Here is a 26,474-nt window from a genome sequence, read left to right as displayed (position 1 = left end):
GCTATAACTAAGATATATCTTCGACCGATCAAAGATGCATATGAAGAATTTGGAGAGACATGACATGACCCGATACAGATATCGCAAATATGGCAAGAATGCTGGTTGGGAAGCGCTTGGCCCGATGATCGCTATGATGGCCGCTGGTGGCCGCTGGGATTCCAAATGGGGTAGCAATTGGGGCTGGGACGATGATGGTTCCGGTGACGGCGGGCCACGTGGGCGTCGCAAACGCCGTGGTCGCATGTTTGGCACGGGTGAATTGCGCCTCGCCCTGCTTGCGCTGATCGCCGAGGAAGAACGCCACGGTTACGAGCTTATCAAGGCGATCGAAGACATGACCGGCGGCTCTTACGCGCCAAGCCCTGGCGCGGTGTACCCCACGCTGCAAATGCTCGCCGATGAAGGCAAGATCACCGAGGCGAAGTCCAAAGACGCCAAGAAGCCCTTCAAATCGACCGATGAAGGCACTGCCGAGCTCGAAGAGCGCAAAGATGAAGTCGAAGCGCTGATGGCGCGGCTGGGCAAGCATGGCGAGCGGGCTGAGAAGGTGCGTTCCCCCGATCTTTTCCGCGCGATGGGCAATCTTGCCAATGTGCTCAAAAACCGAGCGCGGGCCGGCAAGCTGGACCAAGACGTAATGAACGAGATCGTCGATATCATCGATGAGGTCGCCAAGCGGATCGAGCGGCTTTAACTCTTCGGCTCGCTAACGCTCGCTTGCCAAGCCACCCGCTCCCTCCACCCTTCCACCCGGAGCCTACCGGGATACAATCCGGGGGGAAGGGTGGAGGGAGCGGGTGGCCCGGCCAACAACACAAACTTGTGAAAACCGCTCCTTTCTGACAATCTTCCTTCCGTGGACGGGTCGCATCGTCCTTGGGAGGGATCAGAAATGAACATTGTGGGAGAGGCCAAGACGCCTTGGCATTTGTGGGTCGTGGGACTTGTCAGCCTGCTGTGGAATTCCGGCGGCGCAATCAGCTACACCATGACGCATATGGGCCAGCTTGAAAGCATGGGCATGCCAGCGGATCAGATTGGCTATTATTCCAGCTTCCCTGCATGGGCGACAGCGGTTTGGGCGCTTGGCGTATGGGGCTGTTTCTTAGGATCGCTCGCACTGCTTTTCCGAAGCCGTTTTGCGGTGCTTTTGTTTGGCATTTCAATCATCGGGCTCATCGGAACCACCATCTATCAATGGGGTCTTTCGGATCTTCCCGAAGAGCTGAAAACAGCGGGCCACATGGGGTTTGCAGCCGCAATCTGGATCATCACTATTGCGCTGTTCCTTTATGCGCGGCGAATGCGTGAGAACGGCATTTTAAAATAAGATAGCGTCAGGCCGCCGCCTCTGCTTTTTGCAATGCGCGGCGGTCTTCGATCAGGCGGATATAGGTGTCGGCGACGACTTGATTGATCGCTTCCCAGCTATATTCGCGGCTACGCTCTTCACCCGCGCGGCCATGCGCCATGCGTAAAGCGGGATCGGTGCAGTAAGGCGCGATGGCTTCTGATAGTTCCTCGGGGCAGGGGCATTCTGCACCCTTTTTCCCGATCAGCGGGAGCAGCCTGCCCGTCACACCGTCATTGACTAGGCTCGATGCGCCCGTCGCGCCTGCGGCGACCACCGGCAGTCCGCTTGCCATGGCTTCCAAGGTCACATTGCCAAAGGTTTCGGTCACGCTCGGGTTGAGGAAGATGTCCCCGCTCGAAAGCGCCTGGCCAAGCTCTGGCCCGGTTTTAAAGCCTGCAAAGATACCGCCGGGCAATGCCTCTTCGAACCAAGTGCGCGCCGGGCCATCGCCGATTACCAGCACTTTGTGTGGCACTTGCCGCTTTCGCAATTGGACGATGGTTTCGGCAAAAACGTCCAGACCCTTTTCCATGACCAACCGACCAAGGAAGACTATCGCGACATCATCATCGGCAAGACCCAGAGACCGGCGCCACGCCATGTCACGGCGTTCCGACGAAAAGACCGTGCGATCCACTCCGCGGGACCACAGGCCGATATCGTCATGCATCTGCATCGCCAGCAGCTCATCAATCATGCTTTGCGAAGGGGCGACCAGCGCGTCGCAGCGATTGTAGAAGCGCCGCAGCAGGCGGATCATCAATGGCTCAAGGAAAGCCAGATTGTAATAGCGCGGATAGGTTTCAAACCGCGTGTGAACGCTGGCGAGGACGGGAATGTCATGATCCTGCGCCCAGCGAAGCGCCGCGTGTCCCGCTGGATCGGGCGAGGACAAATGTACAATGTTGGGCTTAAACCGGTCCAGGTCGCGCTTAACCGCGCTGCCCAGCCGCAAGGGTAAACGATATTCACCGCGCCCTTTCACCGGCATCGGCATATTGGGAATATCGACCAGATCGCCGGTCGGTTCAAAATCGGGTTTGTCCGTAGTCGGCGAATAGACGCGCAGCGCCGCACCATTGCCCAGCAGCGATCCTGCCAGACGATTGAGCGCCTGATTTGCCCCGTCGCGGGTGTAATTGTAATTGCCACTAAACAGCGCAATGCGAAGATCGGACGTATTCATTGGGGCTGCTTTAGGCGAGCGCGGTGCGGAATGCGAGAGTTGGGATAAGAATTCCTCCTCATTCATTGACAGGTCACACACACTCACTAAACGCGGCTCCGGGCCACGCGGTCCCAACGCCGCGCGAGCTCTCTGTAAGGAGAGAATACATGACTGACTACGCACGTGGGCTCTTGCACGAGCCGCCGCTCAAACCTGAGCGTCCCCAATTTTCATCCGGCCCGACTGTTAAGTTCCCCGGATGGTCCCTCGACAAATTGAAAACCGACTCGCTCGGGCGCTCGCACCGCTCTGCGCTGGCCAAAGGCCGCCTGAAATATGCGATTGACCTGACGCGTGAGCTGCTCGGTGTGCCAGACGATTATCTCGTTGGCATCATGCCAGCATCGGACACCGGCGCTCTCGAAGCGGCCATGTGGACCATGCTTGATCCTGCGCGCCCGGCAACGGTCGCGGCGTGGGAAAGCTTTGGCAATGTGTGGATCCAGGATGCAGTGAAGCAATTGAAGCTTCCCAACCTGCAAACGCTTTCAGCCGATTATGGTGAGATCCCTGATCTGACCACGATCCCTCAGCGCAATGACGTGGTCTTCACCTGGAATGGGACGACATCAGGCGCGATGATCCCGAACACCGACTGGCTCGAAGAGGGCCGCGAAGGGATCACAATCAACGATGCAACCAGCGCCATTTTCGCGATGGAAATGGACTGGGCGAAGCTCGATGCGACCACGTTTAGCTGGCAAAAAGTGATGGGCTCAGAAGCTCAACACGGCATGCTGATCCTCTCGCCCAAAGCCGTGGAGCGGATCGAAAGCTACGATCCAGAATGGCCGCTGCCCAAGCTCTTCCGCATTAAGAAGGGCGACAAGATCAATAAAGGCATCTTTGAAGGCGCGACAATCAACACGCCTTCGCTGCTGGCAACCGAAGATTACATCGCCGCGCTCGAATGGGCGAAGTCCATCGGCGGGCGTCAGGCCATGTTCGACCGCGCAAACCGCAATGCGGATATCGTAAAGAATTGGGTCGAGGCAAAGCCTTGGCTGCGTAACATGGTCGATGATCCGGCTAAGCGGACCAATACCGGCGTGTGCTTCGTTTTCCAGGGTGAGTGGTATGACAGCCTCTCTGCCGAAGATCAGGCCGCTGTTCCGAAGAAGATCGTCAAGCTGCTCGAAGAGCGCAATGTCGGTTATGACTTCAACGGTTATCGCGATGCCCCGCCGTCTTTGCGCATTTGGTGCGGCGGCACGCTCGAAGCAGAAGACCTTGAGCGTCTGCTGCCATGGATCGAGTGGGCATACGAGACCGTCAAGAACGGCTGAATTCTAACGGCGGCTCCCTTAGCGTGGAGCCGCCGCTTCTCCCCAATATGAAACTTCTGGGCCGGTGAAATTCCGTGCCTGTCAGAGGATATAGACATGAGCAAACCACGCGTACTTATCTCCGATAAGATGGACCCCAATGCAGCGCGCATTTTCGAAGAGCGCGGCTGCGATGTTGATGTGATCACCGGCGAAAGCCCCGAAGAGCTCGCCGCGCGCATCGGTGATTATCACGGCCTTGCGATCCGCAGCTCAACCAAAGTCACTCCCGCGATCCTAGATGCAGCCACCAATCTGAAAGTCATTGGCCGCGCTGGCATCGGTGTCGACAATGTCGATATCCCATATGCAAGCGGCAAAGGCGTTGTTGTAATGAACACGCCGTTCGGCAACTCAATCACCACCGCAGAACACGCCATCGCGATGATCATGGCGGTCGCCCGGATGATTCCTGCGGCAGACAAGCGCACACAAAGCGGCGAATGGCCCAAAAAGGACTTCATGGGCGTTGAAGTCACCGGCAAGACCGTCGGTCTGATCGGCGCGGGCAATATCGGCTCTATCTTTGCCAGCCGCGCTCAGGGTCTGAAGATGAAGGTCATCGCTTACGATCCTTTCCTGACCGAAGATCGCGCCGTTGAGATGGGCGTTGAGAAGGTTGACCTCGACACGCTGCTTAGCCGCGCTGACTTTGTCTCGCTCCACACCCCGCTGACCGACGAGACCCGCAACATCCTCTCACGCGAGCGGCTGGAGAACGCCAAGCCCGGCATCCGTATCGTCAATTGCGCGCGCGGCGGTTTGATCGACGAAGCGGCTTTGAAGGATTGCCTTGAAAGCGGCCAAGTGGCTGGCGCGGCGCTCGATGTGTTCGCGGAAGAGCCTGCCAAAGATAACCCGTTGTTCGGCGCGCCTAACTTTATCTGTACGCCGCACTTGGGAGCGTCGACCACGGAAGCGCAAGTCAATGTTGCTCTCCAAGTGGCAGAGCAAATGGCGGATTACCTCGTGAATGGCGGCGTCACCAATGCGCTCAATATGCCTTCGCTGAGCGCGGAAGAAGCGCCCAAGTTGAAGCCCTATATGGCGCTGGCTGAGAAGCTCGGTTCGCTTGTAGGCCAGCTCGCACACGGCAACCTCACCAAAATCAGCATTGAACGCGAAGGTGCCGCTGCTGAGCTCAATGGCAAGCCGATAACTGGCGCTGTTCTGGCGGGCTTTATGCGTCGCTATTCCGACACGGTGAACATGGTCAACGCGCCGTATCTGGCGAAAGAACGCGGCCTTGAGGTCGCAGAGATCCGCCAAAACCGCGAAGGTGCGTTCAACACGCTGATCCGCGTTTCAGTCGAGACCGATCAGGGCACGCGCTCGGTTGCAGGCACGCTGTTCGGCAATGAAGCGCCGCGTCTGGTTGAGATTTTCGGCATCGGGATCGAGGCTGAGCTCAACGGTCACATGCTCTATGTCGTCAATGACGATAAGCCAGGCTTTATTGGCCGCATCGGGACGCTATTGGGTGAAGCGGGCATCAATATCGGCACGTTCAACCTTGGCCGCCGCGATGCTGGCGGGGAAGCGGTGCTGCTGCTGAGCCTCGATGAAGCGCCAAGCGCGGAAGTGGTCGGCCAGGCTGAACAGGTTGAAGGCGTGAAGCTGGTGAAGGCGCTCAGCTTCTAAGAGTCTTTTGTCTCTCACGGCCATAGGCCTCCGAGGGGCGGCCTGACCGGCCAGCGGGCGGTCGCCCTTGCGGTTTGTTTCCAAACCGTTTGGCGCTGCCCATCTGGCCCTTCGATCTAACCTTGTGATGTCGCCCTTCTTGCCGTAGCGCGCGCTGCATTATGACGAACAATTCCGACCTGCTCCCCGAAGGTCTCGAAGACCGCTTGCCAGCCTCTGCCGCGCGTATCACGGATGCGATGCGCGCCTGTTTGGATGTGCTGGACGGGCATGGCTATGACCGCGTGCGCCCGCCATTGCTGGAGTTTGAAAGCTCGCTCGCCGCCCGGATGAAGGGTGTTGAGACGCAGGCCATGTTCCGCTTTGTCGATCCGGTGAGCCTGCGCACTCTGGGGCTGCGTAGCGACATCACTCCGCAAATCGGACGGATCGCCGCGACAAGCATGAGAGATGCACCGCGCCCGCTACGCCTCGCCTATTGCGGGGATACGGCCATTATCAAAGCGAGCCAGCTTGACCCTGCACGTGAACGTTTGCAGCTGGGCGCAGAGCTGATCGGGGCAGACACCGTGGCAGCGGCGAGTGAGATTGTTTGCCTAGCGATTGCCGCGCTCAAGGCAGCGGGCCTGACCGGCATTTCGGTTGATTTCACGATGCCTGATCTGCTCGATACGCTCGCCTCGGGCGATGCATCGCTTGAACCAGAAACACTCGAAGCGATCCGGCGTGAGCTGGATACCAAAGACGCAGGCGGGCTGAAAGCGGTGGGCGGAGAGGCCTATCTGCCGCTGATCCACGCAACCGGCCCGTTTGACGAAGCTCTTGCGAAGCTCCGCGAGCTTGATGCGGGAGGGGCGCTTGGTTCGCGGCTTGATGGGCTTGAGGCGATAGCAAAGCGCGTGGGCGATAGCGCCCGTGTGACCCTCGATCCAACCGAACGCCATGGGTTTGAATATCAAAGCTGGTTCGGTTTCACGATCTACGCCGAAGGCTTGCGCGGAGCAGCCGGTCGCGGGGGCACGTACCGCATTGGTGGAAGCGACGAGGCGGCGACTGGCTTTACCCTCTATGTCGACCGTGTCGCCGAGGTATCGGACGTTAAGGGCCTATCGCGCTGGACCATCTATCTAACGCTCGACCACGATCCAGCTGAGGCGCAAAAGGCGATCAATATGGGCCACCGCGTGATCGCACAGCTTTCGACTGATGAGGATCCGGCGGCATTGGGCTGCACGCACATCATGCGCGGGTCTGAAGTTACGAAGCTTTAGCCAAAGACCAGCGTTAGAAACGCATCGATTGCCTCGGTTTGCGCGGCTCCGGGAGCGGTTCCAATCTCGCGGTTCATGCGGCCATGATCGGTGCCCGTTATGGGTAGCGCGCCTGCCTCCACACCCGCTTCGACCAGCGCGTTTGTCAGCGCCTGCGTCTGAACCTGCGATGGATTTCGGCCATAGACGTATAGACCCAGCCAGTATGGCGCATCCGGTCCGCCCACATGGGTGATCGGAGATAGAGTGGCATGGCGTGCAGGGTCGATAGAAAAGACATTGGTGAACAGCTGATAGCTTTGGGGATCACCCTCAGCGATCCTGCCTGCAACATCATAGCCCGCGCCATCGAGAAGTATGACGCCTTTCACTGCGCCAAAGGCCTCGCCTGCGTATTGCGGGTCGGTCGCGACGAGAGCAGCGAGATGCGCGCCCGCGCTGTGGCCCATCAGCACAATCCGGTCAGGGTCAAAGCCGATCGAGAACGCCTGACCACGCAAGGCCTGGAGCGCCGCGCCAATATCAGCGGCTTGCTGTTCAACCGGGGCATCGGGCAGGACGCGGTATCCGGTTGAGGCGAAGTAATAGTTGTTGGAGAGGAAGTGGGCGGGTTTTGCCTGCACGTTTTTGTGACTACCAAACGACCAGCCACCGCCGTGAATGAACAGGACTAGCGGCAATTCATCCACCGCATCTTCTGGTTCATAGACATCGACCTGCTGGCGAGCGCTTGAACCATAGAGCACGGTGCGCGTGACGGGGACGCGAGGAAAGGCGACGGTCGCAGTTTCGCTGCGTCCTGCGTGGCGCTGCTCAACCCGTTCGCGAACTTCATCGGCGCATTCATCTGAAAGCTCGCTAAACTTCTCGCGCACGCAGGCCTGAATGCGTTCCCGATTTCGAGAACCGGACGACGCGCACAATTCGCGCACTTCCTGTCTGCATTCGCGCGAAAGGCGGTCTTGCGCTTGCGCGAACGCCGGCGCGGTGATGGCTGCCGCAGCAAGGCCAAGCGCGGCAATGGACATCAGACGTTTGGCTGACAGCGTGTGCAGGGACATAATCAATATTGGCCTCTCTTCATGGTGATCGCTTTGATCATCAAACGCTGAACGCGACCTGTCCCTTTGCTCCGTAATGCCAACAATAGTGTCGCAAATTGTCGCATCGCAGTGGTCAGCAATTCGCCTTCGCTCAAAATTGAACAACAAATCACCTGTTATTCACCTTCAAAAGATTATAGCCTTGCCTTCAATCGATTTTTCGGGGGCGCACATGCGACACGTTCGGGCTTCACTTCTCACTTGCAACATTCTGAGCTGCGCAGGGTTGATCGCCCTGTCGGCCACCGCGGCGAATGCCAGCGTAGATGAATACAGCGTGGGGGGAGGGGCAAGCGTCTCGATCAATCTCGAAGTCTGCTCAACCGACACTCAGCTTGCCGTGCGCGGTGATAGTGGCACCGATCTTGATTTCATCGTCACCAACACATCGGGCGAAGCGGTACATTCCGACCAGGCAGTGGATGATTACATCTCCGTCGTTTTGGAGAACAAATCAGGCGGTTGCGGCACGTTCAATCTTGGCGTGTCCAACCTTGGTGAAGAGAGCAACACCTTTACCGTTGTGCTTGAGCCGATCCTCGAAAGCTCTCCGCGCATTGAGAAATACGTCATTCAGGCCAATGAGACCCAGACGCTCAATCTGAAAGCTTGCGGCACTTCCGCCAAAGTGACCGCGCGCGGCGATGGCGATACTGATCTCGACTATGTGATCCGCAATTCCGATGGCGCGGTGGTCCATGAAAATGATGACACCACTGATGCGACCAGCGCGACGCTCTCTGGCCTGCGTTCTGATTGCGAAGTTTTTGAGATGGATGTCGCCAATTTGGGCGGGGTCTATAATGCAGTGATGGTGGTAGTTGAGCCTGAAGGCCTGACCCCTGCTGCCTTTACGGGCACTCCGCCCAGCACCAGCTTGGTAAGCGGGCTGTCCGGCGTCGCAACCATCGCAGAGAGCGAAGGACCCGGCGAATACCGCGCCGAAGCAAATGCGACGCTGACCGTGAATGTGCCCGTTTGCGGCGTGTCGCGCATGGAAATTCGCGGCGATGGGGACACCGATCTCGATTTCACCATCCGCAACAGCAATAATGACACGGTCCATTCCGATTTTGACCTGTCCGACGTGATGTTCGCGACGATTGAGCCATTGGGTGAGTGTGAGACATTCACCGCCGAAGTCAGCAATTTGGGAGAGGTCTTTAACGTCTTTACGATCGCGCTAGGCGATGCTGGCGAAGATCGCCCTGTCAGTGGCGCAGGCGAGTACCGCGTCAATGCCAATGCCGCGACCAAGGTGCTATTGCGGGTTTGTTCGCTCACCAATGTGTTTGTAAACGGTGATGGCGACACCGATCTCGATTACGATGTAACCGATGGCGATGGCGATAACGTCCATTCCAACTATGACTACACGGACGTGACCCAATTCACATTGGATCCGGGTGAAGCTTGTGCGGATTACGCGCTTTCGGTCAGCAATCTGGGCGAAGTCTTCAACATGATGACGGTCAGATTTGATGACGGGCCTGATGTGGAGCCACTCCCTGAAACCGCAGCGACTGATGCAGCAGCGGCTGTCGCAGCGGCCGCGTCTGAAGCGGTAGCAAGCACCACCGAAGCCAGCCTAGTTGGCTCCGGCCCCGGTGAATACCGTGCCCCTGCCAATAGCGGCGTGCGCGTCGAATTTCCCGTTTGCGAAGAAAGCTTTCTTTCTATCGAAGGAGACGGGGACACTGACCTCGACTTTGTGATCAATTCCAGCGAAGGTACGACCGTCCACAGTGATTATGATCTGACCGATCGCACATACACTTCGCTCAAACCTAGCGATGGCTGTGAGACCTTTGACATCCGCGTCGATAATCTGGGCGGTGTCTATAACGACTTTACCGTCAGCCTGATGGTTCGCGCGCCGAGTGCCGGGGGCGATATTCCGCCGCCATCACCCAGTGCCGCAAGCGCCACTGCCGCCATTGTCGATGTTCCAGCCGACAATGCGAGCACCGATGGCAACAATCGCAATGTCGCAATCCTCAATCGCACAGGCGAGACGCTGAATTCGATCTTCTGGTCAAACTCGGCGACGCTGGATTGGGGTGATGATAAGCTGGGCGCCGCGTCCACTTTGGCGCAAGGTCAGCAATGGAACATCAATGCGGGCGATGGCTCGAACGCTTGCCTGTTCGATTTCAAGGCCGAGACCGCCAGCGCGCGCACGATCGAAGTCACGCGCGTCAATGTCTGCGAAGTGACCAGCGTCACATTTGAGTAAAGGCGACAAGAATTCAGGCGCTCGATCTATCAGATTGAACGCCTGAATCGCTTTCCTACTGACCGCCAGATTGTCAGGGTCTTTGAGAGACTTGCAAATGCGCGTTCGTGCGATGCGGAAATGGCTGGTTGGATGATGGAATTTGGAAAGTTACAGTTAGCTTTGCGCTTTTCCAAAATTGTAGCTTTAAAACAGCACTTTGCAGGATTTCGCATTTTTTCAAAGCACCCACTTGTGCGGTCCAGTGTCCAGCACCCTTGCCCTTGTCTGCGCAACACCCTACGCCCCGCGCGGTTTGTGAAAATCGAGGAAGTCTAAGGCATGGCCAACGTCACCGTAATCGGCGCTCAATGGGGCGATGAAGGCAAGGGCAAGATCGTCGACTGGCTCGCCAGCCGCGCTGATGCTGTTGTGCGCTTCCAAGGCGGCCACAATGCCGGCCACACGCTGGTGATTGACGGCAATGTGTTCAAACTATCGCTGCTGCCCTCTGGCATCGTGTCAGGCACGATGAGCATGATCGGCAATGGCGTTGTGCTGGACCCATGGGCCTTGCGCGATGAGGTGCAGAAGCTCGAAGGGCAGGGCGTCACGATCAATGATGATAACCTCGCTGTTGCTGACAATTGCCCGCTGATTCTGCCGCTCCACCGCGATCTGGATGGCTTGCGCGAAACGGCGGCTGGTAAGGGCAAGATCGGGACGACAGGGCGCGGTATTGGCCCTGCTTACGAAGACAAAGTGGGTAGGCGCGCGATCCGTGTGTGTGACTTGGCCCATCTCGATGCGCTGGATGCGCAGCTCGATCGCCTTTGCGCGCATCACGACGCGCTGCGCGCAGGCTTTGACCAGCCACCTGTGGACCGGGCTGCATTGCTAGAGGCTTTGCGTGAGATCGCGCCGTTCGTGCTGCGGTTTGCGCAGCCTGTGTGGAAGCGGTTGAAGAAGGTGCGCAAAGCGGGCGCGAAGATCCTGTTCGAAGGCGCGCAAGGCGTGTTGCTCGATGTCGATCACGGCACCTATCCCTTCGTCACCAGCTCAAACACGGTCAGCGGCACGGCGGCCAGCGGCAGCGGGCTTGGCCCCAATGCAACGGGCTTCGTGCTGGCCATCGTCAAAGCGTACACCACGCGCGTTGGCAGCGGCCCGTTCCCGACCGAGCTTGATGATGAGATCGGGCAGGGCATTGGCGAACGCGGGCATGAGTTCGGCACTGTAACGGGCCGTCAGCGGCGCGTGGGCTGGTTCGATGCGGTAATCGTGCGGCAATCCTGCGCAGTCTCTGGCGTCACGGGCATTGCTCTCACTAAGATTGACGTGCTCGATGGGCTGGAGACGGTCAAGATCTGCACTGGCTATCGCTTGCACGGCAATGTCTATGACTACCTGCCCAGCCATGCGGCCGATCAGGCGGCCGTTGAACCGATCTATGAAGAGATGGAAGGCTGGAGCGAAAGCACCGCAGGCGCGCGCTCCTATGCCGATCTGCCCGCCAACGCGATCAAGTACATCCAGCGTATCCAAGAGCTGATCGAATGCCCCGTCTCGCTGGTCTCAACCAGTCCAGAGCGCGACGACACGATCCTGATGCGTGATCCGTTTGAGGATTAGGGGAAATCACGTAGTGCCGGTTTCAGCCAGTCTTATGGTTTAGACCAAGCTTACCAATACCCTGTGGTCCCTGCGCAATTGCCCCATTGGCCGCGCTGCCGTATCCGCCGCTCTACCGGATGGTAAAACACCTCGGTGCTCCTGGTAGTGGACTGTTGCTTTGGTCTGGCAAGGTCTTCGATAGTGGCGTGGGGCTTGCGAATTGGATGCAAGTCCCGCGCCTCAAACCGCCCGATGATTGCGGCAAGCTTACCTAAAGAGTCCTTCCATGGGACACCCGGTGATGCGCGCAATTGCAGGCCGCAAACAGCCAATGTATCAAAGGCGGCATGAAGTGGTTGGCCGCCGTCGCTGCAAGTCTAGTCCTCGCCTCATGCGCGGGATCAAACAGCGCGCCTGACAGGGCATCGCGAGAGCCAGCGCCTTCGACTTCGACAAACAGCTTTCCCACGGCTCAACCGCCGCGCTATGCGAGCCGCAATATCCCTCGTGATGCAACAGGTCAGATTGCGGTTGCGGATTACCTTATAGTCGACAAATCCGAACGAATGCTGGTCGCCTATCGCAATGGTCGCCCGATAAAGGCCTATCGCGGCTTGCAGTTCGGTGATGCGCCGACGGGTCACAAACGGTTCCAAGGTGACGAGCGTACGCCCGAAGGTATCTACCGTATCGACCGCCGCAACCCGCGCTCCAGCTTTCACCTTTCGCTCGGCATCTCCTATCCGAACCGAGAGGACCGCGCCTTTGCTGAGCAATATGGAATGTCGCCGGGCGGTGACATCTTCATCCACGGTCAGCCGACCGGGCGGCCAGGGCGGATGCGCGGGGATTGGACCGATGGGTGCATCGCGCTCACCAATGCCGAGATTGAAGAGCTGTGGCAGATCGTGCCGGACGGCACACCCATCGAAATCCGGCCTTAATCGTCCTTCTGCTCAGACAGCTGGTCGGACACTAGAGCAACTTGCACCTGCAACCGTTTCACCTCGCGCAGGATCGTGAGCATGTTCATGCGATTGAACATCCACTCTTTGGCAAAGCCGATAATGACCAGCAAGGCCACTCCAGCAATCGCCCAAAGCGCGTGGACCATCGGGTTGTCCGTTGTGTGAGCGGCTTGCCATAAAACGAAGAGGAACAGGAAACCCATCACGACTGTGAAGCCGAATATGAGCTTCGCCCAGCCACCCATCGGTCCTTGCCAGCTGTCTCCGATTTGCCGGAACATACCGCGATCTTCCTCAAGGCTGGCAAGAAACGCCTTGTCATCCTCATTCAGAGCGGCCGAAATTAGATCGTCCTTGTCAGTCATAATGCGTCTCCTTCAAGTATCAGGTGTGAGCGCCGCTTTAAGTTTGCGGCGGGCGTGGAAAAGGCGGCTTTTTGCCGTGCCTTCGGGGATGGATTGGACATCAGCGATTTCGCGTAAGGTGAGCCCTTCGACAAAGTGCAGGTGCGCCGCGAGCCGTTGGTCAGACGGGAGCGCAGCAAAGGCTTGCGCGATCGCAGCGCTCTCAATCTGAGCGGGTTCCCCTCCGCTACCACCGGTATCTTCGCGGTCTTCCAAAGTCCCTGCCAAGGTGCCCCGGTCGCGCACCAGGCGGCGCAAATTGTCTGAACCGCGGCGATGCAAAGTGGCAAAGACATAGCTGCGAAACCGCGCGGGATCGCGAAGCCTTCGAAGGCCTTTCCAAATCGCAAGCCAGCATTCCTGCGCCAGATCGCTGGCCATATCCTGATCGCCGCAAAATCGCCGCGCGGCGCGAAGGACGCGGGGGTTCCAACGCTCAAACAGTCGCTGTGCCGCCGCGCGATCGCCCGCCTGGACCTGTACGACAAGCCACTCGTCGAACAGATCACCAGCGGCTGGTCCCGAAATCGGCCCAGAAGCAAGGAAAGAGGAGGAAAGTCGCTTTCTTTGTGTCATTAATCAAGTAGTCGCGCAAAAGCGGCGAATAGTTCAAATCGAACCGCAGAATATCAGGTATTCAGCTGATAATCTTGACTTGATCACTTTTTGTTCTACTCTCGTTCTTGTTGGAATAAGAGGGTGATTCGATGACGCAGCTTGAATATCAAACAGCGGACTTTTCCTATGGAGCCGTGGAAGACCCCTCTGGACTGCCAGCTCGTGTGGCGATCTTCGCGGACCGTCCGTCAATGCGCGACCAGATGACTGAGGATCTGGGCGGGGCTGGTTTTCGCACAGTTGACGGCGGTGAGATTGCGCATCTGCTCGATGGGCCAACCACGATGCTTGGCGATATTGTGATGGTGGATTGCCCGGTGCTCGATGCCAAGCGCACGGCGGCATTGGTGCGGCTCGATATGCGAGTGGCGCGCACTGGAGCCAAGCTGATTGTCTCAACATCGATTGAGGCTTTGGACGAGGTTTTCGCAGCTCTCGATCAATGCGAGCCCCAGATTCTTGTGCAGCCTAGCCGGGCTGAACGTGTGGTGGCAGTGGGTCATGTGCTGGCCGATATTTCCAATCTGCGAGTGCGCGAAATGACCGAGGATGATCGGCTTAACTTGCTGCATCTCTCGCGGCAGGTTGAGGCGATTGCCAATAAGCTGGAAGGTTTGTCTGGCACAAAAACGGCTGATCACAGCGCGCTGCGCGCTCATGCTGGCACTCAGGAGCCCGTTGGCTCGGTCGATGAAGGTAGTGGCGTCCAGCGCTTTAATTCAGCGCGTCTCCCGCTTCCTGATCCGCAGCATGTCCGGGCACTCATTGCAGGGCGTCAGGCGCGCGCGAAGTTCTTTGATGCGGAGCTGTTTGCTGATCCTGCTTGGGACATGTTGCTCGATCTCACCGCTGCCCATGCAGAGCAGGCGCGTGTTTCTGTGACTTCGCTTTGCATTGCAGCAGCAGTCCCAGCAACGACGGCGCTTCGATGGATCAAGCAATTGGTGGATTGCGGTGTGTTCGTGCGGGTTGCTGACGCGAGCGACAAGCGCCGCGCTTTCATCGCGCTGAGCGATCAATCGGTTGCGTCCATGTCGCGCTATTTTGCTGAGGTGAGAACGCCGCTCGCGCAGGCCGCTTAAACCTTTGGTTCACAGCGCAAGATGACGGTCAGCCCCTTATCGGCAAAGGGGCACTTTGGCACTGCCTTCTGATCTTTTGACCCCTCGCATGCAGGGCAGCTATCACGGTCACAAGTGATCCGGACCGCATCCGCTCTTGCTCTCGCCAGGATCTGGGGTGACACTTGCGGGTCTGCACAAACGCTATCGGCTTCGCCTAAAAGCCGGGTCTGCTTGATAGTCAAATCCTCAGGGTCGTCGCTGGTCAGCACGAATTTATGCGTCTGCGTGGCTGGCGCTGCGGGCGAATCTTCCAGCCAACTATCGACCCGCTCATGCGATACAGGGTTTAGGCTATCGAGCATTCCCCCTTCGCGCAAAGCTTCATCAATCGCGCGTCTGCGGTCTGAGCCATCTGGGAAGCGGGAGCGCAGCGTTGCCCGTGCGCCAAACAACGCTTTGGCCAAGTCGCCCAGTGATTGGGGCAGCAACCTCTCAAGCCGCAAGCGGATGTGCTTTGCAAGGCCCGCAGATGCTCCTCCGGTTCCAACAGCGATCAAAACAGGATTGCGATCAAGTATGCTCGGGGTGGTGAAATCGCACAGGTCGGGCCGGTCAACCACATTGACGATCATACCGGCGCAGCGAAGATTGATCGCGGCGACTTCACAAGCCTTCGCATCATCATAGGCGACAAAGGCCAGCCTCACTCCCTCATCGATGGCGCGGGCCTGATCATCGATAACCACACCGCCTGCGCGTTCAACCAGCCGCCGCTTGGGTTCGGCCGCATCGCCATCGCCCAGCACCAGCACGCTTTGACCCGTGATCTGGTGAAACAGAGGAAGGCTACCGAGTTCGCTCATTCAAATACACTTAGGCAAGCCATTCAGGAACGCGCTCAGCATCCATGATCGCGCCTGCATCGATACGGTCGGCTACAACTGCAAACTTGTCCTCATCCACCAGAACTTCAGCAACAAAACCTCGCGAATTGTAGGATGACGCCATGGTTGCGCCATAGGCGCCAGCGGTGCGGAACACGGCCAGGTCGCCGCTCGCCAGTTGATCGCAATCGCGGCCCATCGCGAAGGTGTCCCCGGTCTCACAAATCGGGCCGACAATATTCGCTGTCATCTGTGCGCCATTTGGCTCGACTGCGGCGAACCCGTGATAGGCGCCATAAAGCGCTGGTCGAGCAAGATCGTTCATGGCTGCATCGACGATCACGAATGGATCATTGATGCCTCGCTTCACGCGCACCACCCGGGTCAAGAGCACGCCCGCATTGCCAGCAATCACCCGGCCCGGTTCAAAGATAAGCGAAACGCCCCAATCCTTCGTGACCCGTGCCACCATTGCGCCATAATCAGCGGGCGAGGGCGGATTCTCACCCTCGCGGTAGGGCACACCAAGCCCGCCGCCCAGATCAACATGCGTAATCGTGTGACCCGCACCCCGCAATGAAGTGATGAGCGTGCCGAGCTTTTCAAAGGCGCGTTCTAACGGAGCAAGCTCGCTCAGCTGGCTGCCAATATGCACTGCAACGCCGCGCAGGTTCACGCCTTTTTGGCTGGCAAGCTTGCCGAAAATCTGGCCAGCCTGATCAATCGGTACGCCAAATTTGTTGTCGGCCTTGCCGGTCGAAATCTTGTCATGCGTGCCCGCATCAACATCTGGATTGATCCGCAGAACGCATTGCGCGGTGCGGCCCATGTCGTCCGCTATCTGAGCGAGTTCGAGCCCTTCTTCTTCGCTTTCAATGTTGAACTGACCAATGTCCGCTTCCAGTGCAGCCCGCAATTCGGCTACGGTTTTGCCGACTCCTGAAAAGACAATTTTGTCAGGTGCAATGCCAGCTGCCAGCGCGCGGCGCATTTCACCTACGGATACGACATCGGCGCCATATCCCTGCTGCTGCAACACCTTGAGCACGGCGAGGTTTGGATTGGCCTTTACGGCGAATGCAATCAGCTTGTTCGGCACATCCTTTAGTCCGTCACGAAACACCTTCGCATGGCGTTCCAGCGTGGCGCGCGAATAAACATAGACGGGCGTTCCGACATCCTCAGCGATCTGAGGCAGCGGCACATCCTCGGCGTGCATCACACCGTTTTTGAGGGCAAAATGGTCCATCGGGTCCTGTTGTGAAGGGCTTTAGTCAGGGGGTAGATCAAACGGATCGTCTTCGCGTTCTTCCGAACGACGACGCAATTCTACACTACGCTCAGGTGCGGCGAGGGTTTCCAGTTCGAGCAATTGCTCGGCTTCAGGCTTGGCATTTTCGCCATGCGCTGCGGGAGGCAGGCTTGCCTGAGGGGCAGGCTCTAGCCCCGTGCGCGCTCCGCATGCGGAAAGCGCTGTGCTGATCAGCAATGTTGCCACTATGCGTTTTGTCACGCGTTTGAACCTTCTGCTTTAAGACGCGCGCGCGCCTCTTCCACGCGAGCCTTTACCTGATCGGGCGCAGTCCCGCCATAGGAGGACCGCGAAGCGACCGAGGCTTCGATTGAAAGCGCGGAATAAACCCGATCATCAATGCGCGCATCGATGGCCTTTAAGTCATCAAGCGCTAGCTCTTCGAGAGAGCATGCCTTTTCGTCAGCCAGCTTGACCGCTTCGCCTGTGATATGATGGGCTTCTCGGAAAGGAATGTCAGCCTCGCGCACTAGCCAATCGGCAAGATCGGTAGCGGTTGCGTGCCCAGATTGAGCAGCCGCGCGCATGCGGTCCGCTTTGAACGTCGTTTCGGCGATCATCCCGGTCATGGCGGCAATTGACAGGTCGAACAGGCCAGCAGCTTCAAAAACAGGCGGCTTATCGTCCTGCATATCCTTGGAATAGGCGAGCGGGAGCCCCTTCATTGTGATCATGAGCGAGTTGCACGCGCCGATGATCCGCCCCGCATGGCCGCGTACTAGCTCTGCGGCATCGGGATTGCGTTTTTGCGGCATGATCGAAGAGCCGGTTGCAAGGCTGTCGGGTAGGGAGGCAAAACCAAAGGGTTGGCTGGCCCACAAGATCAGTTCCTCAGCCAGCCGAGATAGGTGCAAAGACGTTTGACTGGCTGCCATCAAATAGTCGAGCGCGAAGTCCCGGTCAGACACTGCATCAAGCGAATTGCGTGTGGGTTCGTCAAAATCGAGCGCGTGCGCCGTAGCCTCCCGGTCAATCGGAAAGCCCGTTCCGGCAAGCGCTGCTGAACCAAGTGGGCATTGATTGAGACGCTCTTGTGCCGCTTCAAAGCGGGCCGCATCACGGCTGAGCATCTCATAATAGGCCATCAGGTGATGACCCAGTGTGACAGGCTGAGCAGTTTGCAAATGGGTAAAACCGGGCATGATCGTGGCGGAATGCTCGCCCGCGCGCGACACCAGCGCCGTACGCAGTGCGTGCAACCCAGCAAGCGCCCGGTCATTGGCAGCGCGCACCCATAGGCGAAAATCGGTTGCGACCTGATCATTGCGACTGCGCGCCGTGTGCAAGCGTCCTGCAACAGGGCCGACCAATTCGGTCAGCCGCGCTTCCACCGTCATGTGGATGTCTTCAAGATCCCAATCCTCTGGCACCCCTTCGCGCTCATACTCAGCGGCAATCTGATCGAGGCCTTTTGAGATTGTCTCTGCGTCTTTTGCAGAAACAATTCCCTGCGCTCCCAGCATTGCCACATGGGCTTTCGACGCGCGGATATCTTCGCGCCACAGCGCCTTGTCAAAAGGGATTGAGGCATTGATTTCGCGCATGATCGCGCTAGGCCCGTCAGCGAACCTGCCGCCCCACATGCTGTTCTTGGAGTCGCTCATGTTACGAAAATTCGCCTTTACCGCTGTGGCCGTGTGCCTCTTAAGCGCTTGCGATAATGGCGCGGGCGATGCGGTGCAAGAAAGCGCTGCTAGTGCCTCGTCAAGCGAAGCTCCACCTCCGCCACAATTGCCGGGGCGGATCGTCAGGGCCTTTGCTGGCACTCAGATGCCGTTGCTGACCTTTGAGGACCCTGCGGGCAACACGCTCGATTTTGCCGCCTTGGACGAACCTGTGCTGGTCAATCTGTGGGCGACTTGGTGCGTGCCGTGCCGGGTTGAGATGCCCGCGCTTGATCGTCTGGCGAGCGAAATGGAGGGCGAGGTGCGGGTGCTAACGATCAGCCAAGATGTGCGCGGCGCGGAAGTGGTCGTCCCGTTTTTCGAAGAGCAGGGCTTTGAAAACCTGGAACAATGGCTCGACCCTGAAAACACTTTGGGCGCTGAATTCTCGCAAGCAGGCCTGCTGCCTATGACCATCCTGTTCGACGCAGATGGCAAGGAATTGCTGCGCGTTGCGGGCGATTATGAATGGGACAGTGAAGAAGCGATTGCCGACGTGCGCGAGGCTATCGGATCGGCGGGCTAAGCCGTCAGCTTTTCGTAATCTGGCGGCGTCAGACCAAGCGGTGCGAGCGGAAAGCCGAACAATCCGCTCATCAATTGTGCTTGGATGGCAGAGGACGGCCAGGTTTTTGACAGTGGCGCCAGAATGCGGTCTCGGACCCATGGGTGCCAATTCGTGCTCGATTGATAGAGCGGCGTGAACAAAGCCGTCATCCATTGATACAGCCACACATGGTCGCGCCGCCAGCTTACCGTTAGGCGCAGCTTCTCCTCTAGCGTGCGCCCTTCCGCGATGCCGCGTGACAGGCTCCACGCATCAAGCAGCGCCATATTGGCTCCTTGGCCCAGTTGCGGGCTGGCCGAGTGCCACGCATCGCCAATCGCGATCATCCTGTCGCCCACGGGGCGTTTTAAGGTGCGATGCGCGTAGCGGGCAAAGGTGAGCTGGTCGCGGTGCTCTATCCGGTCAAGCAATGGGGCGGTGTCAGGCCAAAGCTCGCGTACCTCGTCTTTCCAGCCGTCCAACGAGCTGCTCTGCCAGTTTTCATAGTCAGCGCGTGGCAGGGACCAGAAGAACGCAGCTTCCGATGACGCTGCGCCTTTGCGGGTGCCGATTGGCAGCACGCCCACCATTTGCGACGCGCGGCGATAGCGTTGCTCCAGCAGATTAGGCGAAAACGGATCGCTGGCCTCAATCGGGACGCTCGCCCACAGCGCGCCGAATTCAAGCACGCCCTTGGGCTCGGGATCAAAGACTGTGTGCCAGCCACTCGCATCGACGACCAAGTCGAAATGCGCGCTGGGCTCCCGTGTGGCAAATGTGAGGCGACGACCCTTTGGGCTTACCTCGCTACCGGAAATCGCATGACCTGTTTCAATCGCAATGCCCTTTGCCAAAGCGGCCTCGTGGAGCAGGCTGAAAAGGCTGGCGCGGTGAATGCCAATGCCGAAGGCGCCGGGAATGCCAAGTTTTGAATAGGGCGAATCAAGGACCGTGCGCCCATGCTCTTCGATACCGAGCAAAGCGTCGACGCGGGCCCCCCGCGCGAGCGTTTCCTTTGCAAGACCCAATTTGTCGAGCACCGCCAGCCCGCTAGGTTGGATCATCAATCCAGAACCAACGGGCCCGGGTTCATCAAATTGATCGAAGATAACGACGTCGTGGCCAGCTTCGTCGAGCAAGATTGCCGCAGCAAGACCCGCAGGACCGCAGCCCGCAATCGCAATTGAAAGATGCTCCATCGCGCAACCTCTTGGCGCATGGGCGCGGTAAGGCCAAGGCCAATTTTTCGTGTTGTTTGATGGGGATGTCCGTGGTGGGCGATGACAGGCTCGAACTGCCGACCCTCTCGGTGTAAACGAGATGCTCTACCAACTGAGCTAATCGCCCCACGGGTTTCAGCGAAGCGCTGTATTTTGCGCTGCGGTGAAGGCTATCTAGCGGCTAAAAGTTCAAAATCAATTGCTATATGGCCCGAAATTCACATCAGGCGTACAGGCGGGGGCTATGAACACCCAAAAACGCACTCCAAAACTCTTGGTTCTCGGCACTGGCGGCACGATTGCTGGCAATGCAGGCTCTGCCACGGGCAAGGGATATGCGGCCGGTGAAGTCGCGCTTGATTCGATGCTGGCTGATGTCGCGACACTGGGTTTGGATGTGGAGCTAATCCCGCAGACGATTGCGCGAATTGGCTCTCAGGACATTGGCTGGCCAGAATGGGACGCGCTGCATGCGGGCGTTCTGGCGGGGCAAAAAAACTCGGAAATTGATGGAGTTATCATCACTCACGGCACCGACACTGCCGAAGAAACCGCGTTTCTGCTCGACCTGACATTGGCTGCGGGCAAGCCGGTGGTGCTCGTCGGCGCCATGCGGCCTGCCAATGCTGTGGGAAGCGATGGGATGCGCAATTTCGCCAATGCCGTGCAGGTCGCAGGCGACCCTGACGCGTCGATGCGCGGCGTCATGTTGGTGATGGGCGATACAGTTTTTGCCGCCAGTGATGTGCGCAAGGCCGCAACGTCGAATGTAGATGCATTTAAAGGCTATCCGCGCGGACCTTTGGCGCGTGTGACCCCCTCAACTCTCGATTGGTTCGCGCCTGCGCACCGTGTTGGGGAGGGTGCGCGATTCGATTGGCCTGAGGCATTACCTCGAGTCGCGATCCTAACAGCAGGTGCAAGCATGGATGCAGAGCCTGTTCGCGCATTGCTGGGGATTGGGTGCAGCGGCGTGGTTATCGCTGGCATGGGGCAAGGAAATGCGCCGCGCGTGGTACTCGATGCACTTGGCGCAGCGGTGAAGGCCGGTGTGCCCGTGGTGCGTTCAGCGCGCGTTGACGAAGGAATGGTCGACCGCAATGTTGAAGTGGATGACGACGAATACGGCTTTGTTGCAGCGCGATCGCTTGGCCCGGCAAAATCGCGCATGATGCTAATGCTGCTGATCGCAAACGGCATCACCGATCCTGCAGCCATTCAATCGGCGTTCGACCAGCGCTAATCCGCACTCACTCGAACGTCGCGGTCTGATCCAGTTCATCGATGCGCGCCTGCATCTTGCGCGCTTTGCGTATTTCCAGCCACCCTACAAAGAGCGCGCCGGGTAGATAGATCCAAAGGCCCGCAGGCGAGCTGGACCCCAAGGCATAAAGCAAGACCGCGAGGAAATAGGCGGATATTGTCGCGAGGACTTTTCCCCTCAACGGATCATCCATCACGCGGCTGACCACCGCCCAATCGATGATCCCTTGCAGCACCCAGACCGCAAGGAACCCGCCTATGACCGTCGCGGCCAAAACGATCATATCAACCCCAAGGCGTGACGAGATATTTCTCGCCGGTTTTCATCTGGCGATAATCGGTGATCGCATCCTTGGTCAGCATGCCTTCCAGATCGACTTTCGCCTTGTAGCTTGAGGCAAAAGTGGTGCCGAGGTTCTGCTGAACTCGGGTGCGCATCCGCACGACGGTTTCCATGCCCGCCTTTTGGAGGAACGGAGTGAGAAGCCAGCCAGCAACGCACCATTGTAGGCCATAAGAAGGCGTCAGGATCGTCGGGTTTTGCAGGTCCAGACGACCATACTGGTACATCTTTTTGTCCTGGTCCGAGCCATAGCGCGAATATTCGCTCATCTGGCTAGAAGCGACTTGTTCCATCGCTTTGAGGACATGATCCGTGTTCTGGCCACCGCCGATTGGGTCAAAGCCGAGATAGGCACCGGTTTCTTTAATCGCGGCGCGCAATTGTTTCATGTAATCGTCGTCAGACGAGTTCACGACCCACTTCGCACCAAGTCCCTTGAGCAGGTCCACGTGCTCTTGCTTGCGCACGATGTTCACCAGCTTGATGCCATCTTCGAGGCAGATTTTGTTGAGCATCTGGCCAAGGTTCGATGCAGCCGCGAGATGCACAATCGCATCATGACCTTCCATCTTGGCGGTTTCGACAAAGCCCAATGCAGTCATCGGGTTCACAAAGCTGGATGCGCCTTCTTCCGAGGAGTGATCGCCCAATGGCAGGCACATCATCGCATCCGCAATCGCATATTGGCTGAACGCATTGCCCGGAACACAGGCGACGCGCTGACCCATAAGAGCCTTGGCCATATCGCCGTCACCTGTTGCGATCACCGTACCTGCGCCTTCGTTACCTGCTGGCAGGCGCTGGCCATGGCGACCACGCTGGCCCGACAGAAACGGCTCTGGCATGTCGGCAACGACTTTGCCTGCTGTATACTCAGCGTTCTCAAAATCGGCGGCGCTGGTGAGAATGGCGAGATCGGATGGGTTGATCGGGGCCGCTTCCATTTTGACCAACACTTGGTTGCCGGTGGGTTCTGGGAAGCTTTCCTCGCTGACCTCCAGCGTGAGTTTGCCATCAGCGCTTAGCGTGCTGAAAAGTTGTTTGCCGGTGGTGGTCATGAGTTTTCTTCTCCAGTTTTGTGTTTTGATGATTGTGAATCAGGTTTGTGACGCGGGGATAATTCTAGCACGGTCGCCATGATCGCCCAGATCGCGAGCGTTGGTTGCAGTTTCGGGACTTCAGTGAGCGAAAACCACTCTTCTGCCATTTCGGGCAGACCATAGATCGCGAGAGCTGTCACCCCGATACTGAACAAGGTGTATTCGCTGAGTGCGATTGATTGGATCATCATTACGATCAGCGCGCTGATAACGAGCAGCGCCATAAAATCGAATATTGGCAATTCTTCGCCACCGACCAGAACAAAGCCCAATACCGCTCCAAAGACGATATTTAGCGCGCTGAGGCCTGCTCGATAATCGCCTTCAGCCATCTTTACGCTCATTGGAAACTTGTACCAGTTGGCCACTTGCTAGCTTTCTTGCTCAGGATAGATCGCTTCGACGAAGTAGAGCCCTTGGGGCGGCGCGTTAAGCCCTAATTCGCTGCGGTCTTTGGCGGCGAGCGCTTTGGCAATCTGACCCTCTTCCCAAGTTCCCGCGCCCACCAGTTTGAGGCAGCCAACCATGGATCGCACTTGGTGATGGAGAAAGGATCGCGCGCTGGCTCGGACATGGATTTCCGGGCCGAGATCTGTTTGGACGCGCGCCACATCTAGGCTGTCCAGCGCCTTTACAGGGTCCTTTGCCTGACACTGCACGGAACGAAAAGTGGTGAAGTCATGCCGCCCCACCAAAGATTGCGCCGCGCGGTGCATGGCATCGACGTCCAATTCCTGCGCGACTTGCCAAACCCGGTTCTTGGCCAAGGCCACAGGCGCACGGCGATTGATGATCCGATACAAATAGCGGCGGCCAATGCAGGAAAAGCGAGCGTGCCAATCGTCCGCCACGATTTCGCAAGCCAGAATAGCGATGGGGTCAGGGCGCAGATGCGCGTTTATGGCCCCCATCAGACGAAACGGCGTGATCTCTTTCTCCAGATCCACATGGCTGCGCATCGCCAGCGCATGAACGCCCGTGTCCGTGCGACCCGAGCTGTGTAGTGTCGCCTCTTCGCCAGTGATCCGGGCTAGCGCGTCTTCGATACTCTGCTGAACACTTGGTCCGTGCTTTTGCCGCTGGAGCCCTTGGAAAGGCGTGCCGTCAAATTCGATAGTGAGCGCGAAACGGGTCAATTGAGGATCGTCCCTACCGCAATTGCGCGCCCCCGCAGGAAATCCGCGCGCTCCATTGCAGGTTTACCTGCCCGCTGTAAGCGTGTTGGGCGGATTGCGCCGGTTCCGCAGGCGATGGTGAGGTCAGCATCAAGCACTTCGCCCGGCTTACCTGACCCTTCCGCCAGTTCGCCAAGCAGCAGTTTCACCCGCTCGCCGTCCATTTCAAACCAAGCGCCGGGGAAGGGGGCAAGTCCGCGCACCTTCGCTTCGATGGTTGCAGCGCCCTCACTCCAATCAATCCGAGCTTCAGCCTTATCAATCTTGGGTGCGTAAATGGCGTTCGCATCATCCTGAGCCTGAGGCGCGTAGCCAGCGAAATTGGCCAGAACTTCGACCATCGCGCCAGCGCCTAATTCTGCCAGTTCCGCGGTCAGTTCGCCTGTGGTTTTTCGCGCAACGGGGGTTCGAACAATGTGCAGCATCGGTCCTGTATCGAGGCCCGCTTCCATCTGCATAATGGTGACGCCCGTCTCCTCATCACCCGCCATCACCGCGCGGTGGATCGGCGCAGCCCCCCGCCAGCGCGGGAGGATTGAGGCGTGGATGTTCAGGCAACCATGAGTGGGCGCGTCGAGAATGGGTTGAGGCAGGATCAAGCCGTAAGCCGCAACCACTGCTATATCAGCCTTTAGGGCCGCAAACTCGGCCTGCGCCTCTTCATTACGAAGGCTTTTGGGCGTGCGAACCTCTAGCCCCAGCTCCTCCGCTTTGGCATGTACAGGGGAGGGCCGCAGCTTTTTACCTCGGCCAGAACGGCTGGGCGGCTGCGAGTACACACACGCGATCTGGTGCCCCGCATCATGCAAAGCGACCAGCGCGGGCACCGCAAAATCGGGCGTTCCCATAAATATGATGCGCATGACTGCTTCGCGGCCCCTTTCGTGCAAGTGCGAGTGCCCCTATCTCTCCCCCCATGGCATCGCAAGAGATCGAAGCATTATCAGGCGCATTGGCGCGGCTTCCCGGCCTTGGTCCGCGTTCGGCGCGGCGTGCGGTGCTGTGGTTGGTGAAGAACCGCGAGCAGGCACTGCCCGCGCTGCTCGAAGCGTTGGATGCGGTGTCTGAGACGCTGGTTGAGTGCAAAACTTGCGGCAATGTCGACACAAGCGATCCTTGCGGCATATGCGCTGATCCGCGCCGTGATCCGCGCTCGCTTTGCGTGGTGGAGGATGTGGCTGATGTCTGGGCGCTGGACCGGGCGCGGCTTTTTCAGGGGCGCTACCATGTGCTTGGCGGCAAATTGTCGGCGCTCGACGGGATTGGGCCCGAAGACCTCAACATCGCCAGCCTGTTGGAGCGAGCAGGTGACGAGGCCGTTGACGAGGTTGTGCTCGCGATGAACGCCACTCTCGAAGGGCAAACCACCGCGCATTACCTGGCCGAGCGGCTGGAGGATGCTGGCGTGCGGATCACCCAGCTGGCGCACGGCCTGCCGGTGGGCGGGGAGCTGGACTATTTGGACGAGGGCACGCTTGCCCAAGCGCTCCGGGCGCGGCGTCCGGTTGGCTAACCGATTACAATGATCGCATTGCTATGCTTGCAGCGCAGCGGTCTCCGCACTAAATTAGTGTCATGGCTATTCGCGAAATTCTTGAAGTGCCGGACCCCCGGCTCAAAACCGTGTCCGTCCCGGTCGAACCTGACGAGTTCAACGACGATCTCAAACAGCTCGTCGAGGATATGTTTGAGACGATGTATGACGCGCCGGGCATCGGCCTTGCCGCGATCCAGGTCGGCGTGCCCAAGCGACTGCTTGTGATTGATCTTCAACCCGAAGATCCCGATGCAGAGCCGGTTGAGTGCGACCATGACGGGACCAGCCACACGCATCCTGCGACCAAGAAAGAGCCGCGTGTTTTTGTGAACCCGGTAATTCTCGACCCGGCGCAGGATATGGCGACTTTCAACGAAGGCTGCCTGTCCGTCCCGGAGATTTACGCCGATATAGATCGCCCCGCGACTTGCCGCGTGAAGTATCAGGACCTTGATGGCAACCATCACGAAGAAGCGATGGAAGGCATGATGGCCACCTGTATCCAGCATGAGATGGACCACCTCGAAGGGATCGTGTTCATCGATCACCTCTCGCGATTGAAGCGGCAGATGGCGCTGAAAAAGCTGAAGAAGATCCGTCAGGCCGCTTAAGCGGGGGATA

Annotated in this window: 27 protein-coding genes and 1 tRNA gene; 13 read left to right on the top strand and 15 right to left on the bottom strand. The window is 58.3% G+C overall.

Annotated features, from left to right (window positions below; genetic code table 11):
* Positions 1 to 64: 64 nt before the first annotated feature.
* Positions 65 to 697 carry a PadR family transcriptional regulator gene (locus tag AC0V6N_RS09425; protein WP_486171304.1) on the top strand — a complete coding sequence of 211 codons (633 nt, stop codon included), beginning with the start codon at positions 65 to 67 and terminating at the stop codon, positions 695 to 697.
* Between the two features lie 198 nt (positions 698 to 895).
* Positions 896 to 1,333: a hypothetical protein gene (locus AC0V6N_RS09420; protein ID WP_486171303.1), complete on the top strand. Its 438-nt coding sequence runs from the start codon at positions 896 to 898 to the stop codon at positions 1,331 to 1,333.
* Between the two features lie 7 nt (positions 1,334 to 1,340).
* Here the strand turns inward: AC0V6N_RS09420 and AC0V6N_RS09415 are convergent, their stop codons facing one another.
* The gene (locus AC0V6N_RS09415) at positions 1,341 to 2,543 is read right to left on the bottom strand and encodes a glycosyltransferase family 4 protein (protein ID WP_486171302.1); all 1,203 of its coding nucleotides are present in this window, start codon (positions 2,541 to 2,543) and stop codon (positions 1,341 to 1,343) included.
* A gap of 149 nt (positions 2,544 to 2,692) precedes the next feature.
* On the opposite strand from AC0V6N_RS09415, the gene AC0V6N_RS09410 reads away from it, so the two are divergent.
* The 3 genes from AC0V6N_RS09410 (at position 2,693) to AC0V6N_RS09400 (ending at position 6,822) form a co-directional block, all read left to right on the top strand.
* Positions 2,693 to 3,871 (top strand): phosphoserine transaminase, encoded by a 1,179-nt coding sequence (locus tag AC0V6N_RS09410; protein WP_486171301.1) that lies wholly within the window; start codon positions 2,693 to 2,695, stop codon positions 3,869 to 3,871.
* 96 nt (positions 3,872 to 3,967) lie between these two features.
* Positions 3,968 to 5,551 carry a phosphoglycerate dehydrogenase gene (gene serA, locus AC0V6N_RS09405; protein WP_486171300.1) on the top strand — a complete coding sequence of 528 codons (1,584 nt, stop codon included), beginning with the start codon at positions 3,968 to 3,970 and terminating at the stop codon, positions 5,549 to 5,551.
* Positions 5,552 to 5,712: 161 nt separating this feature from the next.
* Complete coding sequence (locus AC0V6N_RS09400) at positions 5,713 to 6,822, top strand: ATP phosphoribosyltransferase regulatory subunit (RefSeq protein WP_486171299.1); 1,110 nt, start codon at positions 5,713 to 5,715, stop codon at positions 6,820 to 6,822.
* Here AC0V6N_RS09400 and AC0V6N_RS09395 read toward each other — a convergent pair.
* Positions 6,819 to 7,883, bottom strand: coding sequence for an alpha/beta hydrolase (locus AC0V6N_RS09395; protein WP_486172461.1), 1,065 nt, complete (start codon positions 7,881 to 7,883; stop codon positions 6,819 to 6,821). The two genes, AC0V6N_RS09400 and AC0V6N_RS09395, sit on opposite strands and share 4 nt — an antisense overlap.
* 214 nt (positions 7,884 to 8,097) lie before the next feature.
* Here AC0V6N_RS09395 and AC0V6N_RS09390 point away from each other — a divergent pair, with 214 nt between their 5' ends.
* From AC0V6N_RS09390 to AC0V6N_RS09380, 3 genes are all read left to right on the top strand, one after another.
* Positions 8,098 to 10,161, top strand: a complete 2,064-nt coding sequence (locus AC0V6N_RS09390; protein WP_486171298.1) for a hypothetical protein — start codon at positions 8,098 to 8,100, stop codon at positions 10,159 to 10,161.
* Between the two features lie 321 nt (positions 10,162 to 10,482).
* Positions 10,483 to 11,772, top strand: a complete 1,290-nt coding sequence (locus AC0V6N_RS09385) for an adenylosuccinate synthase (RefSeq protein ID WP_486171297.1) — start codon at positions 10,483 to 10,485, stop codon at positions 11,770 to 11,772.
* 329 nt (positions 11,773 to 12,101) lie between these two features.
* Positions 12,102 to 12,698 carry a L,D-transpeptidase family protein gene (locus AC0V6N_RS09380; protein WP_486171296.1) on the top strand — a complete coding sequence of 199 codons (597 nt, stop codon included), beginning with the start codon at positions 12,102 to 12,104 and terminating at the stop codon, positions 12,696 to 12,698.
* On the opposite strand, the gene AC0V6N_RS09375 is transcribed toward AC0V6N_RS09380, so the two are convergent.
* Both AC0V6N_RS09375 and AC0V6N_RS09370 read right to left on the bottom strand, forming a co-directional pair.
* Positions 12,695 to 13,087, bottom strand: coding sequence for a DUF6768 family protein (locus tag AC0V6N_RS09375; protein WP_486171295.1), 393 nt, complete (start codon positions 13,085 to 13,087; stop codon positions 12,695 to 12,697). The genes AC0V6N_RS09380 and AC0V6N_RS09375 overlap by 4 nt on opposite strands.
* A gap of 12 nt (positions 13,088 to 13,099) precedes the next feature.
* Positions 13,100 to 13,702 (bottom strand): RNA polymerase sigma factor, encoded by a 603-nt coding sequence (locus tag AC0V6N_RS09370; protein ID WP_486171294.1) that lies wholly within the window; start codon positions 13,700 to 13,702, stop codon positions 13,100 to 13,102.
* A 131-nt stretch (positions 13,703 to 13,833) separates the two neighbouring features.
* On the opposite strand from AC0V6N_RS09370, the gene AC0V6N_RS09365 reads away from it, so the two are divergent.
* On the top strand, positions 13,834 to 14,826 hold the full coding sequence (locus AC0V6N_RS09365) for a MarR family transcriptional regulator (protein ID WP_486171293.1): 993 nt from the start codon (positions 13,834 to 13,836) through the stop codon (positions 14,824 to 14,826).
* On the opposite strand, the gene AC0V6N_RS09360 is transcribed toward AC0V6N_RS09365, so the two are convergent.
* The 4 genes from AC0V6N_RS09360 to argH are packed head-to-tail and all read right to left on the bottom strand — an operon-like array spanning position 14,823 to position 18,608.
* Positions 14,823 to 15,671: a precorrin-2 dehydrogenase/sirohydrochlorin ferrochelatase family protein gene (locus AC0V6N_RS09360; protein WP_486171292.1), complete on the bottom strand. Its 849-nt coding sequence runs from the start codon at positions 15,669 to 15,671 to the stop codon at positions 14,823 to 14,825. The two genes, AC0V6N_RS09365 and AC0V6N_RS09360, sit on opposite strands and share 4 nt — an antisense overlap.
* 10 nt (positions 15,672 to 15,681) lie before the next feature.
* On the bottom strand, positions 15,682 to 16,941 hold the full coding sequence (gene lysA / locus AC0V6N_RS09355) for a diaminopimelate decarboxylase (RefSeq protein WP_486171291.1): 1,260 nt from the start codon (positions 16,939 to 16,941) through the stop codon (positions 15,682 to 15,684).
* Between the two features lie 21 nt (positions 16,942 to 16,962).
* Positions 16,963 to 17,205 (bottom strand): YdgH/BhsA/McbA family protein, encoded by a 243-nt coding sequence (locus AC0V6N_RS09350; RefSeq protein WP_486171290.1) that lies wholly within the window; start codon positions 17,203 to 17,205, stop codon positions 16,963 to 16,965.
* On the bottom strand, positions 17,202 to 18,608 hold the full coding sequence (argH, locus tag AC0V6N_RS09345; protein WP_486171289.1) for an argininosuccinate lyase: 1,407 nt from the start codon (positions 18,606 to 18,608) through the stop codon (positions 17,202 to 17,204). Before argH ends, AC0V6N_RS09350 begins: the two co-directional genes overlap by 4 nt.
* Here argH and AC0V6N_RS09340 point away from each other — a divergent pair.
* Positions 18,607 to 19,194, top strand: a complete 588-nt coding sequence (locus tag AC0V6N_RS09340; RefSeq protein WP_486171288.1) for a TlpA family protein disulfide reductase — start codon at positions 18,607 to 18,609, stop codon at positions 19,192 to 19,194. The genes argH and AC0V6N_RS09340 overlap by 2 nt on opposite strands.
* Here the strand turns inward: AC0V6N_RS09340 and AC0V6N_RS09335 are convergent.
* Both AC0V6N_RS09335 and AC0V6N_RS09330 read right to left on the bottom strand, forming a co-directional pair.
* Positions 19,191 to 20,414 (bottom strand): FAD-dependent oxidoreductase, encoded by a 1,224-nt coding sequence (locus AC0V6N_RS09335; RefSeq protein ID WP_486171287.1) that lies wholly within the window; start codon positions 20,412 to 20,414, stop codon positions 19,191 to 19,193. The genes AC0V6N_RS09340 and AC0V6N_RS09335 overlap by 4 nt on opposite strands.
* A 72-nt stretch (positions 20,415 to 20,486) precedes the next feature.
* Positions 20,487 to 20,562: transfer RNA gene (locus AC0V6N_RS09330), tRNA-Val, on the bottom strand.
* 117 nt (positions 20,563 to 20,679) lie between these two features.
* On the opposite strand from AC0V6N_RS09330, the gene AC0V6N_RS09325 reads away from it, so the two are divergent.
* Positions 20,680 to 21,678: an asparaginase gene (locus tag AC0V6N_RS09325; protein WP_486171286.1), complete on the top strand. Its 999-nt coding sequence runs from the start codon at positions 20,680 to 20,682 to the stop codon at positions 21,676 to 21,678.
* Between the two features lie 7 nt (positions 21,679 to 21,685).
* Here AC0V6N_RS09325 and AC0V6N_RS09320 read toward each other — a convergent pair whose 3' ends face one another.
* The 5 genes from AC0V6N_RS09320 to fmt are packed head-to-tail and all read right to left on the bottom strand — an operon-like array spanning position 21,686 to position 25,179.
* Positions 21,686 to 21,982 (bottom strand): hypothetical protein, encoded by a 297-nt coding sequence (locus tag AC0V6N_RS09320; RefSeq protein WP_486171285.1) that lies wholly within the window; start codon positions 21,980 to 21,982, stop codon positions 21,686 to 21,688.
* 1 nt (position 21,983) lies between these two features.
* Positions 21,984 to 23,099: a zinc-binding dehydrogenase gene (locus AC0V6N_RS09315; protein ID WP_486171284.1), complete on the bottom strand. Its 1,116-nt coding sequence runs from the start codon at positions 23,097 to 23,099 to the stop codon at positions 21,984 to 21,986.
* Positions 23,096 to 23,509: a hypothetical protein gene (locus AC0V6N_RS09310; RefSeq protein ID WP_486171283.1), complete on the bottom strand. Its 414-nt coding sequence runs from the start codon at positions 23,507 to 23,509 to the stop codon at positions 23,096 to 23,098. The genes AC0V6N_RS09315 and AC0V6N_RS09310 overlap by 4 nt, the downstream gene beginning before the upstream one ends.
* A 3-nt stretch (positions 23,510 to 23,512) precedes the next feature.
* The gene (gene truA / locus AC0V6N_RS09305) at positions 23,513 to 24,277 is read right to left on the bottom strand and encodes a tRNA pseudouridine(38-40) synthase TruA (RefSeq protein WP_486171282.1); all 765 of its coding nucleotides are present in this window, start codon (positions 24,275 to 24,277) and stop codon (positions 23,513 to 23,515) included.
* Positions 24,274 to 25,179, bottom strand: coding sequence for a methionyl-tRNA formyltransferase (gene fmt, locus AC0V6N_RS09300; protein WP_486171281.1), 906 nt, complete (start codon positions 25,177 to 25,179; stop codon positions 24,274 to 24,276). Before fmt ends, truA begins: the two co-directional genes overlap by 4 nt.
* Positions 25,180 to 25,232: 53 nt before the next feature.
* Between fmt and recR the strand changes: the two genes are divergently transcribed.
* A complete protein-coding gene (gene recR / locus AC0V6N_RS09295) occupies positions 25,233 to 25,829 on the top strand; it encodes a recombination mediator RecR (RefSeq protein ID WP_486171280.1) in 597 nt (198 codons plus the stop codon).
* A gap of 62 nt (positions 25,830 to 25,891) precedes the next feature.
* Entirely contained in the window at positions 25,892 to 26,464 is a 573-nt protein-coding gene (locus AC0V6N_RS09290) for a peptide deformylase (protein ID WP_486171279.1), read from the top strand.
* Positions 26,465 to 26,474 lie beyond the last annotated feature (10 nt).

It is taken from the genome of Erythrobacter sp. S57(2025), from assembly GCF_057365055.1.
This window is presented reverse-complemented; position numbering and strand designations above follow the sequence as displayed.